Genomic DNA, 16,025 nt, shown 5'->3' with positions numbered 1-16,025 from the left:
TCTTTAACAAAATCATGGTTCACCGGCAAACCAGTCACTGATCTACATTGCTGATAAAACCGATCACCTTCCCGACCACACCGTTATCGTTAATAACCGGTGAGTAACGTGCGCTCAAGTGCACAGGGTTACCATTGAGATGTACTGCTGGATAGCTTCCTGCTTTTACGCGGCCGGCAACCAGTTGCCGCCAGAACTTGATGTAATCTTCGCTTTTGGCGTAGTCACTGCCGCAAAAACAACGATGGTGCTGGCCGATCAGCTGGTTGCGCTCGTAGCCCAGCATATCCAGAAAAAGATCGCTCACTCGCTCGATAATGCCATCCTGGGACATAATGATAATAGCCGCAGCCTGCTCGACAGCCTGAAAGTCCGACTCCAGTTCCCGAACCCGGCTTTTCGCATCTTCAAGTTGTTCGAGAGTTGCTTCCAGCTCGAGTTTTCTTCGATTATAAAAAGCCACTGAAGGTCTCCTGTCTGGACCCGGTTGATGATTACTTCTCATGCCCCAGAGACGTTGGCATTATTTGAGGTATTCCACTAGATCTTACGCAATCCAGTGCCTGGAAGATCCTTTGCTACTGGTCGGGCAGAACTGAAAAGTCGACTTCGTTCATCGATTCACCAAGAAAGTCCAACAGTGCTCTGACCGCAGGCAATAGTCCCCTGCGGGATGGAAATACCGCGTGAAGTATTCCACCCCTTGGCTGCCAACCCGGTAGCACATTGATTAATCGTCCCTCAACCAAGTCCCGACCACCTACAATCAACGGCATACGCACTACTCCCAAGCCCTCCAGGGCCGCCTGTCTGAGTGTAAACACATCGTCAGTGACAAGCCTGGGCGAATGCCGTACCTGCGCCGTGGCGCCACCCGGTCCATCCAGGCACCAGATGTGTTTGCCGTCGGATTGTTCAAAATCCAGGCTCGGCAGATTTGCCAGCTCATCCGGATTCTCAGGTTTGGTGTAATGGTTGAAGAAGTTCTTAGACGCCATCAAACATTGCGGGCTTTTTGACAGCACCTTCATGGTAAGCCCGCTGTCTTCCAACGGAGGAAATCGGACCCGTAGCGCCAGGTCCAATCCCTCTTTCAGGACATCCACCCGGCGGCTGGTGGCGTCAATCTCGACTTTCACCTCCGGGTATTTGGCCATAAAGCGCACTAACAGCTGGCCAACATGAAAATAGATCAAGCCAGGCGGGCAGCTCATCCGGATTACCCCCCTGGGCTCCGCCCGCGATCGATCTATCACCTCCTGAGCCGCCTCGGCCTCCACCAACATGGCAACACAGTGACGGTAATACTCCTGCCCAAGCTCTGTGATGGTAAAGCGTCGTGTAGAGCGATTGATCAACCGGGTGCCCAGGCGGTCCTCCAGCATCGCGATACGACGGCTCAGTTTGGATTTGGGCACGCCAAGCGTCCTTCCCGCCGGTGCGAAACCGCCGTGGTCCACCACCTTGACGAAGTAAAAGAGGTCGTTGAGATCCTGCATATCGGTCATCGTCCTGAATTTGGAACGGTGAGTATAGATTTACAACCTACTCAGACCAAAGGGCCCGGACTATTCTGGCACCTCACGACAACATTGGCATAGACCCCAAGGTATCCGGGGCAACCGATGTTTATGTGCCGAAAACTAAAACAGGAGAATGGATATGGCGTTTAAATACAATCGTTTGAACAAGGATGATGTGGCTCTGCTGATGGTAGACCACCAGTCAGGCCTGTTATCGCTGGTTCGGGATTTCTCGCCAGACGACTTCAAGAACAATGTGTTGGCGCTGGCGGACATTGCCAAGTTCTTTGATATCCCGACCATCCTGACCACCAGTTTCGAGAATGGACCCAATGGCCCGCTGGTGCCGGAATTGAAGGAAATGTTCCCGGATGCGCCGTATTTAGCGCGGCCCGGTCAGATCAATGCCTGGGATAATGAAGACTTCGTGAAGGCGGTGAAGGCCACGGGCAAGAAACAGTTGTTGATTGCCGGCGTGGTGACCGATGTGTGTGTTGCTTTCCCCACACTCTCAGCCCTGGAAGAAGGCTACGAGGTGTTTGTGGTAACCGACGCCTCCGGCACCTTTAACCAGACCACCCGTGATGCTTCATGGAGCCGAATGGAACAGGCCGGCGCACAACTGATGAACTGGTTCAGCGTTGGCTGCGAACTGCACCGCGACTGGCGCAATGACATCGAAGGCTTTGGCGGCATCCTGGCCAAGCACCTGCCCCATTATGCCAACCTGATGCAAAGCTACGGCGCCCAGCAGGGATAATGCGGTCAAACCTCGCAGCCAAAGCGCTTGGGTGCGGGGTTCTTCAGTTGACAGAGCCTACACCTGGAACCAATCTTCTTACATAAACCTGCCTCTCCGTCAGATCTGGAGCCCAAATGAGCAATCTCTCATCACAAACCGAATTCGACTGCCCGATCACCAAAGAATGCGGCGCTGTGGTTCAACTCCTGCAACCTCGTGAACGAGACCTCGGTGGCTTTTCAGTGCGGCGGGTACTTCCGGTGGTGGGGCAAAAGATGATTGGGCCCTGGATTTTCTTTGATCACATGGGCCCTGCGCACTTTCCTGCCGGCGACGGCATCAATGTGCGCCCTCACCCGCATATTGGCATTGCTACCGTCACTTACCTGTTTGAAGGCGAAATACTGCATCGCGATTCCCTCGGGAGCCTGCAACCCATCCGCCCGGGCGATATCAATCTGATGGTGGCCGGGCACGGTATTGTGCATTCAGAACGGGAACGCCCGGAGATCACGGCAACTGATCACACACTCCATGGCTTGCAGCTATGGCTTGCGTTGCCTGAGGCGGAAGAAGAAACAGATCCCGCCTTTTACCACTACCCGGAGAGCACCGTGCCCTCCGTGTCGGTAGGTGATGTGCCAGTTCGCGTGATGATGGGGACTGCCTATGGTGAAACCTCACCGGTGAAGGTGTTTGCCGACACCCTTTATATAGAGGCCTGGCTGAAGCCTGGCCAAAAGCTTACCTTGCCGGACGCCCAGGAACGCGGTCTCTATGTGGCGAAGGGACGACTTCTGGCAGGCGAAACAGAGATTCCCGAGTTCTCCATGGCCGTTCTGTCAGAGCAGCAAGGCGTCATCGTTGAAGCCTTGGAAGAAACGCGGCTCGCACTGATTGGTGGCGAGCCCCTTGGTAAACGGTTTATCGAGTGGAACTTCGTTTCCAGTCGCAAGGAGAGAATTGAAGAGGCCAAGCGTGATTGGGAAAACGGCCGATTTCCCTCCGTTCCTGGCGATGAGGATGAGTATATCCCTCTTCCGGGCTAACAGGAGGCTCTTACAACCAGCGCCGAACCCTCTCCGCGTACTGATTGAACTGGTCTCCGAACAGGTCCCGCATATGACGCTCTTCAGGCTTGATCTGGAACCGGTTCATATACAGCACGTAGAGCGGAAGCAATAACGCAGCGAATACGCTGCCGAGATATAACCACCAGGCTGCCAGAATCATCAGGAACCCCACATACATGGGGTTTCTGGTATGGCGATACACGCCACCGACCACCAGGCTGTTGGTCTGGTGTGGCGTGCGTGGGTCTACCGTCGTGCCTGCACGCCTGAAAGCGAGAACGCCCATTAGTGCGATGACCGCACCGGCAACCAAAACAACGGCAAACAGCAGAAACCTCCCTGGAAACGCGAAGTACCCGGAAGGCAGTACCCGGGAAACTGCCCACATGGCAGCCCCAAAGAGTAGCGTCAGGATAACCGGTGGAACCTTTAGCTCGAGCGCTTTCACTTGTCGTTCCCTTCCACGCTTTTAACCGGACAGTTTTGAGATAATGCCAAGTGAATTGTTGGCAGCATCCCGTACTTCCCGATACCGTTCCGGGTTGTTGATCAGCGTGTCCAGATTATCCTCTGGAAACATGGCTTTCAGTTTCGTTTTGGCGTCATCGCCATCAGCGATGGCGGGCATTAACTGCTGAAGCGCCCGCAGCATCACTTCCGGTGACACGGAAGCGCCCGGGGATGCCCCAAGAATGGTGCCATAGGTTTTGTCGGAAGACACAATAATCTCCGTGCCCATCTGCAAATCGCCATCCTTGATAATCTGAACCCGCTGCCCCGCTTCTACCGGCTTCCAGTCAAACTTTTTGCTCAGACCGGGTGCAAACTTATCCAGGGCCGCCAACATGCTTCTATCGCCTTTGAAGGTTTCGGATATCAGATACTTAACCAGCGGGAAATGCTCAAGGGCGACATTCAGTAGCCCTGGAATGTCATGCAGTCGCATGGCCCGGACGTAATCGACAAAGCCCCTGCCTTTTTCCAGTACTGGTTTAAACGAGGCAAACGGGCCGAACAAAAGGTAGTGCTGGCCGTCGGCCACCCGTAAATCCAGATGCGGTACCGACATCGGCGGGGCCCCAACCTCGGCTTTGCCATAGGTTTTGGCCCGGTATTGATCCGCCTGTTCCGGAGTGATCCTGGCTTGCAGAAATCGTCCGCCGACGGGAAACCCGGTAAACCGGCGAGCGAACGGTAGATGGCTCTTCTTCAGAATCGGAAAGGCTCCCCCGCCGGCACCCACAAACAGAACGTCCGCCCGGTGTTGCACTGGCGCGCCCCGGGTTTGGGTTTCAACCAGCCAGCTCCCTGCCGGGCTGCGATGCACTCGCTTAACATGCACACCATATTCAATCTTTACACCTAACTGATTGGCGTAGTCAGCCATGAGCTCGGTCAAGGCGCCAAAGTTGACGTCTGTGCCGGTTTCGATAACGGTAGCGGCCATTTTCTCATGGCGTGCGCGGCCCTCCATGGTGAAGGGAATCCAGCTTTTGATTTCATCGAAGTCTTCGGAGTACCGCATGTGCTCGAAGAAATGATGGGCCGACATTTCTTTGAATCGCAGTTTCAACTCCTCAATGGAGGGTTCGGAAACGATGGTGCAATGCTTGGTCTGGTTGATGAAGCTGGTCGGCTCTTTGATGGCTCCCTTGTTGACCAGGTACGCCCAGAACTGTTTGGCAACGTTGAACTGGGCGTGAATTTTGAGGGCCTTCTCAACGGAAATAACCTCTTCATCCACCGGTGTGTAGTTAAGCTCGCAATTGGCTTCGTGACCGGTACCGGCATTATTGAATGCCCAGGAGTTACCCGCACCCGCACGGTCCAGGCGCTCCAAAATGGTTACATCCAGTTCCGGGGCCAGTTCCTTTGCCAGGATGGCAAATGTCGCCCCCATAATGCCTGCGCCGATGATGGTTACTTTCATACAGTTTGCCGCCAGTGTCCGTTCGGGTGTGTTTGACTGAAATTTCCTGTTCTGAACCTAACACAATTCCAGCGGCCTCGATAACGGCGTCAAAATACGCTACTATTGACCTGTATATTTATACAGTCATCCATAAACAGCGAGGAATCTTCTTAATGGCTGTTCAATCTTTGTTCTACTCAGACCGCGACGGACTCGAAATGGCACTCAAGAATCCCGACTCGATGCTTTTCACCACCAAGGCTGATGCTGATGCCCGCGATAAGATGCTGGAGCTCTCGGAGAATATCCAGCTCTGGTTTGAAAAGAAGATCCCGGATATGCCGGAAGAACTTGCTGAACAATGTGCGCTGCTGATTGCCGAGAACAAGGATCTGTTCCAGAAGGCACTGAAGAAGCCGGAGATCCTGGCCGAAGCCGAGACTCCGGCTGACTAGAAACGAACGTTAAGGCCGCCCTCAGTCGGGAAATCCCTAATTCTACTGGGGGTATTTGTTCGTACACTGGTCTGAAAATCAATGGTAACGTAACAACACCCGTAACCCGGAATACCATTTAGCAAGGAGTCTCTAATGGCCAACACCCGCGCATACGCTGCCACAAGCCCTACTTCCGGCCTGGCGCCCTACTCCTTTGACCGGCGCGAGCTGAGACCAGACGACGTCGCCATTGAAATTGATTACTGCGGCGTTTGCCACAGTGACCTGCATACCGTCGAGAACGACTGGGGCGGATCCCAGTATCCCGTTGTTCCTGGTCACGAGATCATTGGCCGTGTCACTGCCGTAGGCCGGGATGTTACCCGTTACCAGCCCGGCGATCTGGTGGGCGTAGGCTGTATGGTTGATAGCTGTCGTACATGTTCCGCCTGCGATTCCGGGCTGGAACAATACTGTATAGAAGGCTCCACCATGACGTATGGAAGCCTGGATCGCCACGATGGCACCGTCACCCATGGCGGTTATTCCGAGAACATCGTGGTAAGCGATCGTTTCGTGGTACGCGTGCCGGAAAACCTGGACCCCGCCAGCGCTGCACCGCTCCTGTGTGCCGGTATCACCACTTACTCCCCGCTTAAGCACTTCAAAGTCGGCAAGGGCCACAAAGTGGGCGTTCTTGGTATGGGAGGCCTGGGCCACATGGGTGTGAAGCTGGCCAAGGCCATGGGGGCGGAAGTCACTATCTTCACCCGTTCAGAAAGCAAAGTGGCGGAGGCGAAGAAGCAGGGTGCTGACCACGTCATCATTTCCACAGACAAGGCGCAGATGAAGGCCGCTGCGGATTCCTTCGACTTCCTGCTCGACACCATTCCCGTGGCCCACGATCTCAACCCTTACCTGAAGTGCCTGAAATACGATGGCACCCATATTCTGGTAGGGCTGCTGACGCCTGTGGAGCCCGCACTCCAGGCGGGGCTATTGGTAACCAAGCGGCGGGTGGTTGCCGGTTCGCTGATCGGCGGTATGCCGGAAACCCAGGAGATGCTTGATTTCTGCGCGGAGCACAACATTACCTGTGACGTGGAAATGCTGGACATCCGCAACATCAATGACGCCTACGAGCGACTGAAAAAGAGCGACGTGAAGTATCGCTTCGTGATCGATATGAACACGCTCAAGCATGCTTGATTGTTGCCCGTTCAAGACCCCGGGCTGGCCTTGTGTCGCCCGGGTGGTCTTTGACAATCCGCTAATAACCAATCCGGTTGCAAAGGGTTAGCATGGGTCTATTGTTATCGTAATTGACCTTGGATACAGCGCATGACCTTTGCACGCATTGCCGGAACCGGCTCCTACCTGCCGGACAACATCGTTACCAATCGCGACCTGGAGCAGAAGGTGGACACCTCTGACCAATGGATTCGCGAGCGCACCGGCATTGAACAACGTCACATTGCCCTGCCCGGCCAGTCCACTGTGGATCTGGCAGAGCAAGCCGCACTGCGGGCCATCGAAGCCGCCGGCATTGAGGTAACGGATATTGACCTTATTGTTTTTGCTACCACCACCCCGGATAAGGTTTTTCCGAGCTGTGCCTGTATTCTCCAGGCCAGGCTTGGTATTCAGGGTTGCCCGGCCTTTGATATCCAGGCGGTATGCAGCGGCTTTGTCTATGCCCTGGCAACGGCCGAAAAGTTCATCAAGACCGGAGCCAGTAAAAAAGCCCTGGTTATTGGCGCTGAAGTATTCTCCCGCATTCTTAATTGGGAAGACCGTGGCACCTGCATTCTGTTTGGTGACGGGGCCGGCGCGGTTGTTCTGGAAGCCAACGAAGAAACCGGAATTTTGTCTACGCATCTACATGCCGACGGGCGCTACGAAGACCTGTTACACGTTCCTTGTGGTGCGTTTGTGGAAATGAAAGGCAACGAGGTGTTCAAGGTTGCCGTAAACACCCTTGGGCAGATTGTGGATGAAACCCTGCAGGCCAATCAGATGCGAAAATCCGACATCGACTGGCTGGTACCACATCAGGCAAACCTGCGTATCATTGCCGCCACGGCCCGAAAACTGGATATGTCCATGGACCAGGTTGTGGTGACTGTTAATCGCCATGGCAACACCTCCGCAGCGTCCATTCCCCTGGCGTTGGATGAGGCCGTTCGGGATGGACGTATCAAACGGGGTGAAACCGTTCTGCTGGAGGCCTTCGGCGGAGGGTTTACCTGGGGCTCCGCATTGCTGAAATACTGATCAGGCACGGCGTCCTCATACCCAAAAGCGCTATTATTATTTTCTTTTAGTATTTTTGGCTCTTAAAAAACTTTGTTAGATTGCTTCTCAGATTCACTATTTCCGGTTCTGAGGAGCATCTGATGAAACAACTGCTTAAAGGATTTGCACTGGGCGCCGCCCTGCTTTCCGCCCAGCCTGCTCTGGCCGCTGATAGTGAGCTTCTCAACACCTCCTACGATATCGCCCGGGAACTGTTCGCGGCCTACAACGTGGAGTTCCAGAAGCACTGGCAGGAAAAAACCGGTGAAACGGTCAACATTCGTCAGTCCCACGCTGGCTCCTCCCGCCAGGCGCAAGCCATCATTCAGGGCCTCAAGGCAGACGTAGCCACCTTTAACCAGGTTACCGATATCGACATCCTGCACGAACGCGGTCAACTGATCCCGGAAAACTGGGCAGAGCGTTTGCCAAACAACAGCTCCCCCTACTACTCCACCATGGCGTTCCTGGTGCGCAAGGACAACCCGAAGAATATCCAGAACTGGGATGACCTGGTTCGCGAAGATGTTGCCCTGGTCATGCCTAATCCGAAAACATCCGGTAATGGTCGTTATACCTATCTGGCTGCTCTTGGTTATGCCCAGGATGCCTATGGTGACGATGAGGCAAAAATCGACCAGTTCATGGCCAGTATGCTTGGCCAGGTTAGAGTCTTCGACAGCGGCGGCCGTGGCGCCACCACCACCTTTGTTGAACGCGGCATTGGCGATGTGCTGCTGACCTTTGAATCCGAGGTCCTGAACATCGCCGATCGTTTCGAGGACGGGGAATATGAAGTAGTCACCCCCAAGGTCAGTTTCCTTGCCGAGTTTCCTGTGACCTGGATTGATGATTACACCCGCCAGAACGGGACTGAAAAACTGGCAAAAGAGTACCTGAGCCATCTGTATTCTGAAGATTCCCAGCGCTTGCTGGCCGGGTTCAACTACCGGGTCCATAACCAAAAGGTTATCGAGGAAAACGCAGACCGTTTCCGTGAGCTGAAGTTGAAATCCATCGATGAGATTGCTGGCGGCTGGGAAAACGCCATGAGCAAGCATTTCAGCAGCGGTGGCAAACTCGACCAGTTACAACGGCGTCGGTAAGAGGCTGAGATGTCTGCTCCCGCTCAAGTGAGCGCCGCCCCAGCGCGGCGCTTTTCAGGTCGTAGCAAACGGGTATTGCCGGGGTTCGGTTTGAGCCTCGGCATTTCGCTGTTTTTCGTCAGCCTGGTTTTATTGCTCCCGTTATCTGGCCTGGTGGTGGAAACATCCGGCATGACCTGGGATCAGTTCTGGTTCACGATCACCGATCCCCGGGTGGTTGAATCCTACAAGGTGACGTTATGGACGGCCCTGGCCGCATCGCTGTTTAACGGTGTCTTTGGCTTGTTATTGGCCTGGGTTCTGGTGCGTTATGACTTCCCGGGCAAGCGCGTACTGGATGCCTTTGTCGACCTACCATTTGCGCTGCCTACCGCGGTTGCAGGTATTACCCTCGCTACCCTGTTTGCCCAAAACGGCTGGTACGGCCAGTGGCTGGCCAAGCTGGGCATTGAAGTGGCGTTCACCCCTTTGGGCATTGTGGTTGCCATGGCTTTCACCAGCATTCCCTTTGTGGTGCGCACTGTCCAGCCTGTGCTGGAGGAATTGTCACCGGCGGATGAGGAAGCCGCGGTCAGCCTCGGTGCTTCCGACGGCCGGGTGTTCCGCAAGGTCATCTTTCCGTCGTTGTGGCCTGCGCTGGTCACTGGCATTGCGCTCTCCTTCACCCGCAGCCTGGGTGAATTTGGCGCCATCATATTCATTGCCGGCAATACCCCCTACGTCAGCGAAGTCACCAGCCTGATGGTATTTATCCGGTTGCAGGAATACGACTACGCTGCGGCCAGCGCCATTGCCTCGGTTGTTCTGTTGGCCTCACTGGTACTGCTATTTGCCATTAACCTCTGGCAGGGCCGATACCTGCGTCGTCTGGAGGGCCGATAGATGGCGGCTGAACATCATCGCGTTGGCGATCAACCCTGGGTGCGCCGCCTGCTCATTGGTACTGCGGTTCTGGTGTCGCTTGTTCTACTGGTGATTCCGGTGGTAGTCATTTTCTTCCAGGCCCTGAGTGCCGGCTGGAGCACCTTTACCGGTAACGTGCTGGACCAGTTCACCCTGCACGCCATCGGCCTGACCCTGCTGGTTGCAGCACTGACGGTACCACTCAATCTCATCTTTGGTACTGCCCTCGCCTGGGCCGTTACCCGGTTCCGGTTTCCGGGCCGGAAACTGCTGGTGACCCTGATCGACATTCCCTTTGCCGTATCACCGGTAATCGCCGGCTTGCTGTATCTGTTGCTTTACGGCCGGAACGGTTGGCTCGGCAGCTGGCTGGCCACCCACGATGTCCAGTTGATGTTTGCCTGGCCGGGCATCGTCATGGTCACCGTCTTTGTGACCTGCCCGTTCGTTGCCCGCGAGTTGATCCCGCTGATGCAACAGCAAGGCAGTGAGGAAGAAGAAGCCGGCGTGGTTCTGGGTGCGTCTGGCTGGCGTATTTTCCGGAAGATTACCCTGCCTAACATCAAGTGGGCGCTGATCTACGGCGTAGTACTGACCAATGCCCGCGCCGTGGGTGAATTCGGTGCCGTGTCTGTTGTTTCAGGTAACATTCGCGGTGAAACCAATACCTTACCGCTGCATGTTGAACTGCTTTATCAAGATTATAATGTGGTAGGTGCCTTCGCCAGTGCCGCCCTGCTGGCAACCATAGCCATCCTGACCCTAATTGTTAAGGCTTTTGTAGAGTGGCGCCAATCCCGCCCAACGATCCTGACGCCCGAGAAAGGAGGTGTCTGATATGAGCATCACTATCGACCAGATTTCCAAAACCTTCGGCCGTTTCCAGGCGCTGAAAGACGTTTCTCTGGAGATTCCTGAAGGCAAACTGACCGCGCTTCTGGGGCCGTCCGGCTCGGGCAAAACCACGCTGCTGCGGATTATCGCCGGGCTTGAATCTTCGGACTCTGGCCGAATCCTGTTTGGCGGCGATGACGTCAGCAACCTGCACGTTCGGGATCGTAATATTGGCTTCGTGTTTCAGCACTACGCCCTGTTCCGTCATCTTACTGTGGCAGAGAATATTGCATTCGGCCTGGAGTCCCTGCCCCGCAAACAGCGGCCGACAAAATCCGAGATACGCCAGCGGGTGGCCAAACTGCTGGAGATGATCCAGTTGCCGCAACTGGCCGACCGATATCCGGCGCAATTGTCCGGTGGCCAGAAGCAACGGGTGGCCCTGGCCAGGGCCCTGGCAACTCAGCCCCGTATACTGCTGCTGGACGAGCCATTTGGCGCCCTGGATGCGAAAGTGCGCAAAGACCTGCGTCGCTGGTTACGGGCGCTGCATGACGAGTTTCATTTCACCAGCATCTTTGTCACCCACGACCAGGAAGAAGCCCTGGAGCTGTCCGATCAGGTGGTGGTCATGAGCCAGGGACAGGTGGAACAGGTCAACGAACCTACCGATCTGTACGCACGGCCCGAAAGCCGGTTTGTGTTCGACTTCCTGGGCCATGTCAACGTGATCTCCGGCGTCGTGAAACATCATAAGCTGGTTCAGGGGGATGCCTGGGTGTCTCTGCCCGGGCAGAAGTCTGATCAGGAGGCGCAGCTGTACTTGCGCCCCCACGAGGTCCACCTTGCCCGGGCGCCAGCAATTCACGCCCGTTTACCGCTGCGTATCGAGGCCATCAGTCTGATTGGCTCGGAAGTGCGGATAGAGCTCGTGCCGGTGGGCTGGAACAGTGACGAGATCTGGGAAGTTGGCATGAGCCACAACGAATTCGCCCGCCACAACCCAAGCAGGGGTGAACTGTGGTACGCGGTGCCAGACATCGGCCACCTGTTCGTTGCCGATAGTGCCCAGCCACGATCCGTCGACTGGGCTTATACCACAGCGGCTAACGCCAGTAATATGTAATCCTCAGGCCGCCACCCAGCGGCCTTCGGAATACTGCTGCAGGCCGCTGTCATCCATCCGCCATAGCCAGAGCCACCGGTTTTCAACCAGGGCTCTGACGTCGTCCTGAGCCTGCAGTACTTGCTCAATTCGCTCTGCTGGCGCGTCGATCACCACGGTCAACCGTATGGGTTCATGGCGCAAACGTTCACCATCGTGAACGGATTGCCAGGGTAATCCGATGCGAAGATCGGTGCCGTTGCCCTCAACAACACCAATGTTGCCTCCCACGACCGAATGCAGCAGTTTGTTGCCCGCGCCGTAGAGTGACGGCTGGGTAACCGATCCGAAATACTGCAGGTTGATCCAGTTTGCCACCACCATCGGAGCCGACATCAGCGCAGACAACACCGAACCTGTGTCGTCCAGCTCTGGCCTGTACTCGTGAAGGAAACACCGGCCGGCAAGATTGATTGAACGGCTGCGGTGCCGGGGCGCAATAATCATGGCTGCGTTGTTTGCCAGCCCCCATTCAGGCCTGACCTCCGCCCAGTTATGGGTGCGCTTGTTGAGTTCTTTCAGGAGGCCCTCATCGGAGTGACCATTCAAACCGAGCGTTCCTGCCCGCTCACGGCGTGTGGCCACCGAAGCGCTTTCAAAGCACTGCAATAGTTCACTGGCAATCCTTTGATGGCTGGCGGGTATGGCCGTTCCCCCCAGAAGGCGTACCTGATCCGTCACCGTGCAGTGCTCCGCAGCCACAACCAGAGTGCTTTCCGGCAAGACAATGCCCCGCTCCGCCAGCCCGGCGCGCACACTGCGGTCATTAAGCAACTGTGCGGCAATGCTGGCATTAACGTCGCCGTTTTTACCGCCGCAGGCTCCGCAGGCAAGCCCGGCCTGGTTCGGATTGTTATCGGTATGAGCTCCATGGCCAACCAGCACCAGCAATGGTGCAAAATTGCCGGTCAACGACATGGATCTCAGCAGCCCCTCAGCCAGGTTAACCCGCTCTGGATCCGATAAGGGATCTCCGCCATAGCGGTGGAACAGGCGGCCTTCCGGCGCCGTCTCCCTGGTTTTTCGGTTCTTATGCAAGCCGTCCCGAACCAACTTCCATGCCCATGCCAGTCCGGTGGTTTCCACCAACGTAAAGGTTGAGAGGCTACCGTATTTCGCATGTCGAACCGTTTCCCGTACCTGTTCCCGCCCGTCCAGCCGCCTGTTGCGTTCCAGGTCTGCCGAAAGACTGCCAAGGGTATCAACATAACGATAAGCGGGTGCCAGCAAACCCGGCAACCGGGCTTCATCGTCTGACGGGCCAAGTTTTTGATGCATCACGGGCAGCCCAAAGAACCCGGCAACACCAAGGGTGTCTATCTTTGCCGAAGCGCTTTCCAGGTGCCGCCTCAGCACCTCTGAACGGACATCAATGCAGAACGCCGCCTGGACTTCAGGGATTCTGCTTGCCGTTTCTTCAGGTTGTTCCGCCGGGCGCCGTAACCAGTCCCTGAACTGGCGCTGCCATGCCATTTCATAGGCGCGATGCCAAACCCACATCAGTGCATCATCACCGTGAGTGTGCCTCGCCAGCTGCCCACCAGAGACCGCCTGCTGCCATTTAGCCCGCTCATCGGCCGGTAGCGCAGACGCAGCCATCCACTCGCAAGCCAGTAACACCGTAGCTAACTGGTGGCAGAGGTGGGATGGCTGGCCGTCGAGGGACGCTCGCCAATCTTCGCCGCGGCACCATGACGCCCAGCCCGGCAGATGCAGCAGCAATGAATGTCCCGCCGCCGTGAACTGATCTGGAGTATAGGGCAAAGCTTGAGCAAGAAAATCTGCAGCACTCTGCCAATCATCCGGAAGTTGCGCTGCCAGCGCTTTTGAAGCCAGGCCCCGGGGTCCGGCCATGGATAACCAGTAGCGATAAAGGTCGGTTCCCTTGGTATTCGTCAGCCATTGTCCCTGCCGATGATCAAAATACCGACCACAGAGCAGCCCGAGAAACTGCATAGTCTGTGATAGCACATCACCATCACCCGATGGCTTAACGTGTGACAGCGCCAGCCCCGGTTTCACATCACGCGGTCGTAACCGGGACAACTGTTCAAGCAATAATTGCGTCGGCCTGTCTACCCCCTGCGCCCTGGCTGCAGCTATCAGGTCGCCCTCTCGGATACGGCCCCCGTGCCAGGCCTCCAGATAGAATTCCGGCGCCATTAACATGCCCTGCCCCCTGCGGGAAACCAGTTCGATGGCGGCTTCCTCGATACCCTGATGCCTGTGGCCCCACCAGGGATTCACCGCTATCCACCGATCCAGAGGCCAGCTAGGGGCAATCCGTTCACAGGCCATAGCGACCTGATCAACAGCCTGGTTCTGATCAACATCCGGCACGCGTAAGGTGGAATTCATGAAGATTCTCCCGATGACAGAAGGTAACGGGCTTTTTTCGTCTTTTCCGTGCCCCCCTGGAGCCATTGCCTGGCCCACCGTCGGGTAACCCGTTCGAACGGTTGATCAAGATACAGGCCCTGGCTGAGCGGCAGGTTCAACCGCTGCAACCAGTCCCAATCCGGCCGGAAAAGCACAAGTAGTGACATCCCGGCCAGAAGACCCAGCATTACCCAGGCCACCGCAGTGGCCGCCGGCCAAAGCACAAAAGTATCTGCGCCCGCAACCGAAGGCCCCAGTACCAGGTGGAGAAGACCATATAGCGGTACCAGACTGATCGCCATGGCGACAACCAATACCCGGGCACGGGCCGTGCTACCCGATGGAAGTCCGAGAACAGACGCGGCAACTGCCAGCACCAGTAAGGCCGCCAGTATCGCTTTGCCCTCCACAAGATCGGGAAGCATCCACAGAATGGCTGCCGCCAAACCTGATGCCACGCCGGCGAGCAACAGCTGCGATGCCCCCGGGCGACCGGAGAAGTAGACCGCCGTGGCCTTTACCGCCCGGCCAGACGCCAGCAATGAGTGCGCTTTGTACAGTGAGTGGGCAAGCAAATGCAGTAATGCCAGGGTGTAAGCGCCCAGCGCAATCTCAAAAAGCATAAAACCCATCTGAGCGTTGGTGGACCAGACCAGAGCGTGTTTTACCGAGCTCTGAGTCATCATGGCAAACACTGCCACGATGGCGGTCACGCCGCCAGCGACAAGCAACAGGAAGTGGCCCGCTGTAAACCCTTCAAACACCGGGAACAGCCGCAGCCAGAGGAACCCGCCGAGGTTGATTACTCCAGCATGAAGCAGTGCCGATACCGGCGTAGGCGCTTCCATCACCCGGATCAACCACCCGTGAAATGGAATCTGTGCGCATTTGAGCACGGCGGCAACGGCAAGCAGTACTGACGCGGTCGTCAGCTTGGGGGACGAGCCACCTATTTCCCCGGCCAATGCGTAGATTTCGGGAATATGAAAACTGCCGTAGTGGCGCCAGATAAACACCACAGCACCAATAATCGCCAGATCACCCAGGCGACTGGTAATGAACTTCTGTGCTGCCGCCAACCGGGCTTGCGACCGTTCCGGGTAGAGCGTCAGCAATTGGTGCAAGGCCAGGCTGACACCAATCCAGGCGAATGCCAGAACCAGCAGATGATTGGTGAATACCAACACCAGCACACTGGCCACTGTGGTGAGGAACCAGGGCAAGAACACCGGGAAGGCGGCATCGCCACGCAGATAATCCCGGGAGTATCGCAGAATCACCCAGGAGACAAAACTGACCATCAGCGCCATCCATACCGACAGGCCATCGGGATACAGCCCGAGCGGTGCCCCCAGTTCCGGCAACCGCGTATCCAGCCCGGCCGACTTCAGCAACAAAAGAAAGCCCACCACACCGGTGACCACAATCAGCGTTTGCAGCAAAAACTCCGCCAAGCGCCAGCAATGGTCAATCTTGGTTTTCGATCGAGTCCAGTTGGCGAAGCCGGCCAGTGCCAGGAGCAGGATCGGCAAGGCCAGCCAGGTAGCCAGGGCGGAGGTGGAAAATACGCTGGTGATTGTCGGCATAACGAACTCCTTTTGCGAACAGAGCTACTTTGCCGATTATGAATTCATAGATAAAATGGTTTATAACGAT

General features: G+C 56.1%; 15 protein-coding genes. 9 read left to right on the top strand and 6 right to left on the bottom strand.

The genetic code is table 11. The features are described from left to right. Positions 1–34: 34 nt before the first annotated feature. Together ABIE59_RS17565 and ABIE59_RS17560 are read right to left on the bottom strand one after the other, a co-directional pair. Positions 35–463 carry a PAS domain-containing protein gene (locus ABIE59_RS17565; RefSeq protein ID WP_354448906.1) on the bottom strand — a complete coding sequence of 143 codons (429 nt, stop codon included), beginning with the start codon at positions 461–463 and terminating at the stop codon, positions 35–37. Between the two features lie 115 nt (positions 464–578). Then, complete coding sequence (locus tag ABIE59_RS17560) at positions 579–1,499, bottom strand: LysR substrate-binding domain-containing protein (protein ID WP_354448904.1); 921 nt, start codon at positions 1,497–1,499, stop codon at positions 579–581. A gap of 163 nt (positions 1,500–1,662) precedes the next feature. Here ABIE59_RS17560 and ycaC point away from each other — a divergent pair, with 163 nt between their 5' ends. Both ycaC and ABIE59_RS17550 read left to right on the top strand, forming a co-directional pair. Beyond that, a complete protein-coding gene (gene ycaC / locus ABIE59_RS17555) occupies positions 1,663–2,283 on the top strand; it encodes an isochorismate family cysteine hydrolase YcaC (RefSeq protein WP_106695807.1) in 621 nt (206 codons plus the stop codon). A 116-nt stretch (positions 2,284–2,399) separates the two neighbouring features. Continuing rightward, a complete protein-coding gene (locus tag ABIE59_RS17550) occupies positions 2,400–3,314 on the top strand; it encodes a pirin family protein (protein WP_354448902.1) in 915 nt (304 codons plus the stop codon). Positions 3,315–3,324: 10 nt separating this feature from the next. On the opposite strand, the gene ABIE59_RS17545 is transcribed toward ABIE59_RS17550, so the two are convergent. Both ABIE59_RS17545 and ABIE59_RS17540 read right to left on the bottom strand, forming a co-directional pair. Further along, the gene (locus tag ABIE59_RS17545) at positions 3,325–3,786 is read right to left on the bottom strand and encodes a methyltransferase family protein (protein WP_106695809.1); all 462 of its coding nucleotides are present in this window, start codon (positions 3,784–3,786) and stop codon (positions 3,325–3,327) included. Between the two features lie 21 nt (positions 3,787–3,807). Further along, entirely contained in the window at positions 3,808–5,268 is a 1,461-nt protein-coding gene (locus ABIE59_RS17540) for a malate:quinone oxidoreductase (RefSeq protein WP_106695810.1), read from the bottom strand. 155 nt (positions 5,269–5,423) lie between these two features. Between ABIE59_RS17540 and ABIE59_RS17535 the strand changes: the two genes are divergently transcribed. The 7 genes from ABIE59_RS17535 to ABIE59_RS17505 all read left to right on the top strand — a co-directional run bounded on the left by ABIE59_RS17535 (position 5,424) and on the right by ABIE59_RS17505 (position 11,951). Next, positions 5,424–5,705 (top strand): YebG family protein, encoded by a 282-nt coding sequence (locus tag ABIE59_RS17535; protein WP_106695811.1) that lies wholly within the window; start codon positions 5,424–5,426, stop codon positions 5,703–5,705. A gap of 135 nt (positions 5,706–5,840) precedes the next feature. Beyond that, positions 5,841–6,896: an NAD(P)-dependent alcohol dehydrogenase gene (locus ABIE59_RS17530; protein ID WP_354448899.1), complete on the top strand. Its 1,056-nt coding sequence runs from the start codon at positions 5,841–5,843 to the stop codon at positions 6,894–6,896. 132 nt (positions 6,897–7,028) lie between these two features. After that, the gene (locus ABIE59_RS17525) at positions 7,029–7,961 is read left to right on the top strand and encodes a beta-ketoacyl-ACP synthase III (protein ID WP_106695813.1); all 933 of its coding nucleotides are present in this window, start codon (positions 7,029–7,031) and stop codon (positions 7,959–7,961) included. Positions 7,962–8,083: 122 nt separating this feature from the next. Then, positions 8,084–9,088: a thiosulfate ABC transporter substrate-binding protein CysP gene (gene cysP, locus ABIE59_RS17520; protein WP_354448897.1), complete on the top strand. Its 1,005-nt coding sequence runs from the start codon at positions 8,084–8,086 to the stop codon at positions 9,086–9,088. A gap of 9 nt (positions 9,089–9,097) precedes the next feature. Further along, positions 9,098–9,970 carry a sulfate/thiosulfate ABC transporter permease CysT gene (gene cysT / locus ABIE59_RS17515; protein WP_152438211.1) on the top strand — a complete coding sequence of 291 codons (873 nt, stop codon included), beginning with the start codon at positions 9,098–9,100 and terminating at the stop codon, positions 9,968–9,970. Further along, positions 9,971–10,828: a sulfate ABC transporter permease subunit CysW gene (gene cysW, locus ABIE59_RS17510; protein ID WP_354448894.1), complete on the top strand. Its 858-nt coding sequence runs from the start codon at positions 9,971–9,973 to the stop codon at positions 10,826–10,828. Position 10,829: 1 nt separating this feature from the next. After that, positions 10,830–11,951: a sulfate/molybdate ABC transporter ATP-binding protein gene (locus tag ABIE59_RS17505; protein ID WP_072677282.1), complete on the top strand. Its 1,122-nt coding sequence runs from the start codon at positions 10,830–10,832 to the stop codon at positions 11,949–11,951. Positions 11,952–11,954: 3 nt separating this feature from the next. Here ABIE59_RS17505 and ABIE59_RS17500 read toward each other — a convergent pair whose 3' ends face one another. After that, positions 11,955–14,348, bottom strand: coding sequence for a YbcC family protein (locus tag ABIE59_RS17500; RefSeq protein ID WP_354448892.1), 2,394 nt, complete (start codon positions 14,346–14,348; stop codon positions 11,955–11,957). Beyond that, complete coding sequence (locus ABIE59_RS17495) at positions 14,345–15,955, bottom strand: NADH-quinone oxidoreductase subunit L (RefSeq protein WP_354448890.1); 1,611 nt, start codon at positions 15,953–15,955, stop codon at positions 14,345–14,347. Before ABIE59_RS17495 ends, ABIE59_RS17500 begins: the two co-directional genes overlap by 4 nt. Between the last annotated feature and the right edge of the window lie 70 nt (positions 15,956–16,025).

This window comes from Marinobacter sp. MBR-99 (assembly GCF_040547575.1).
In the GTDB taxonomy this organism is placed as follows: Bacteria; Pseudomonadota; Gammaproteobacteria; order Pseudomonadales; family Oleiphilaceae; genus Marinobacter.
This window is presented reverse-complemented; position numbering and strand designations above follow the sequence as displayed.

Coding starts and splice junctions, on each gene's coding strand:
- ABIE59_RS17495 (WP_354448890.1), bottom strand. CDS start 15,955: ATGCCGACAATCACCAGCGTATTTTCCACCTCCGCCCTGGCTACCTGG.
- ycaC (WP_106695807.1), top strand. CDS start 1,663: ATGGCGTTTAAATACAATCGTTTGAACAAGGATGATGTGGCTCTGCTG.
- ABIE59_RS17500 (WP_354448892.1), bottom strand. CDS start 14,348: ATGAATTCCACCTTACGCGTGCCGGATGTTGATCAGAACCAGGCTGTT.
- cysP (WP_354448897.1), top strand. CDS start 8,084: ATGAAACAACTGCTTAAAGGATTTGCACTGGGCGCCGCCCTGCTTTCC.
- cysT (WP_152438211.1), top strand. CDS start 9,098: ATGTCTGCTCCCGCTCAAGTGAGCGCCGCCCCAGCGCGGCGCTTTTCA.
- ABIE59_RS17505 (WP_072677282.1), top strand. CDS start 10,830: ATGAGCATCACTATCGACCAGATTTCCAAAACCTTCGGCCGTTTCCAG.
- ABIE59_RS17535 (WP_106695811.1), top strand. CDS start 5,424: ATGGCTGTTCAATCTTTGTTCTACTCAGACCGCGACGGACTCGAAATG.
- ABIE59_RS17560 (WP_354448904.1), bottom strand. CDS start 1,499: ATGCAGGATCTCAACGACCTCTTTTACTTCGTCAAGGTGGTGGACCAC.
- ABIE59_RS17550 (WP_354448902.1), top strand. CDS start 2,400: ATGAGCAATCTCTCATCACAAACCGAATTCGACTGCCCGATCACCAAA.
- ABIE59_RS17540 (WP_106695810.1), bottom strand. CDS start 5,268: ATGAAAGTAACCATCATCGGCGCAGGCATTATGGGGGCGACATTTGCC.
- ABIE59_RS17525 (WP_106695813.1), top strand. CDS start 7,029: ATGACCTTTGCACGCATTGCCGGAACCGGCTCCTACCTGCCGGACAAC.
- cysW (WP_354448894.1), top strand. CDS start 9,971: ATGGCGGCTGAACATCATCGCGTTGGCGATCAACCCTGGGTGCGCCGC.
- ABIE59_RS17530 (WP_354448899.1), top strand. CDS start 5,841: ATGGCCAACACCCGCGCATACGCTGCCACAAGCCCTACTTCCGGCCTG.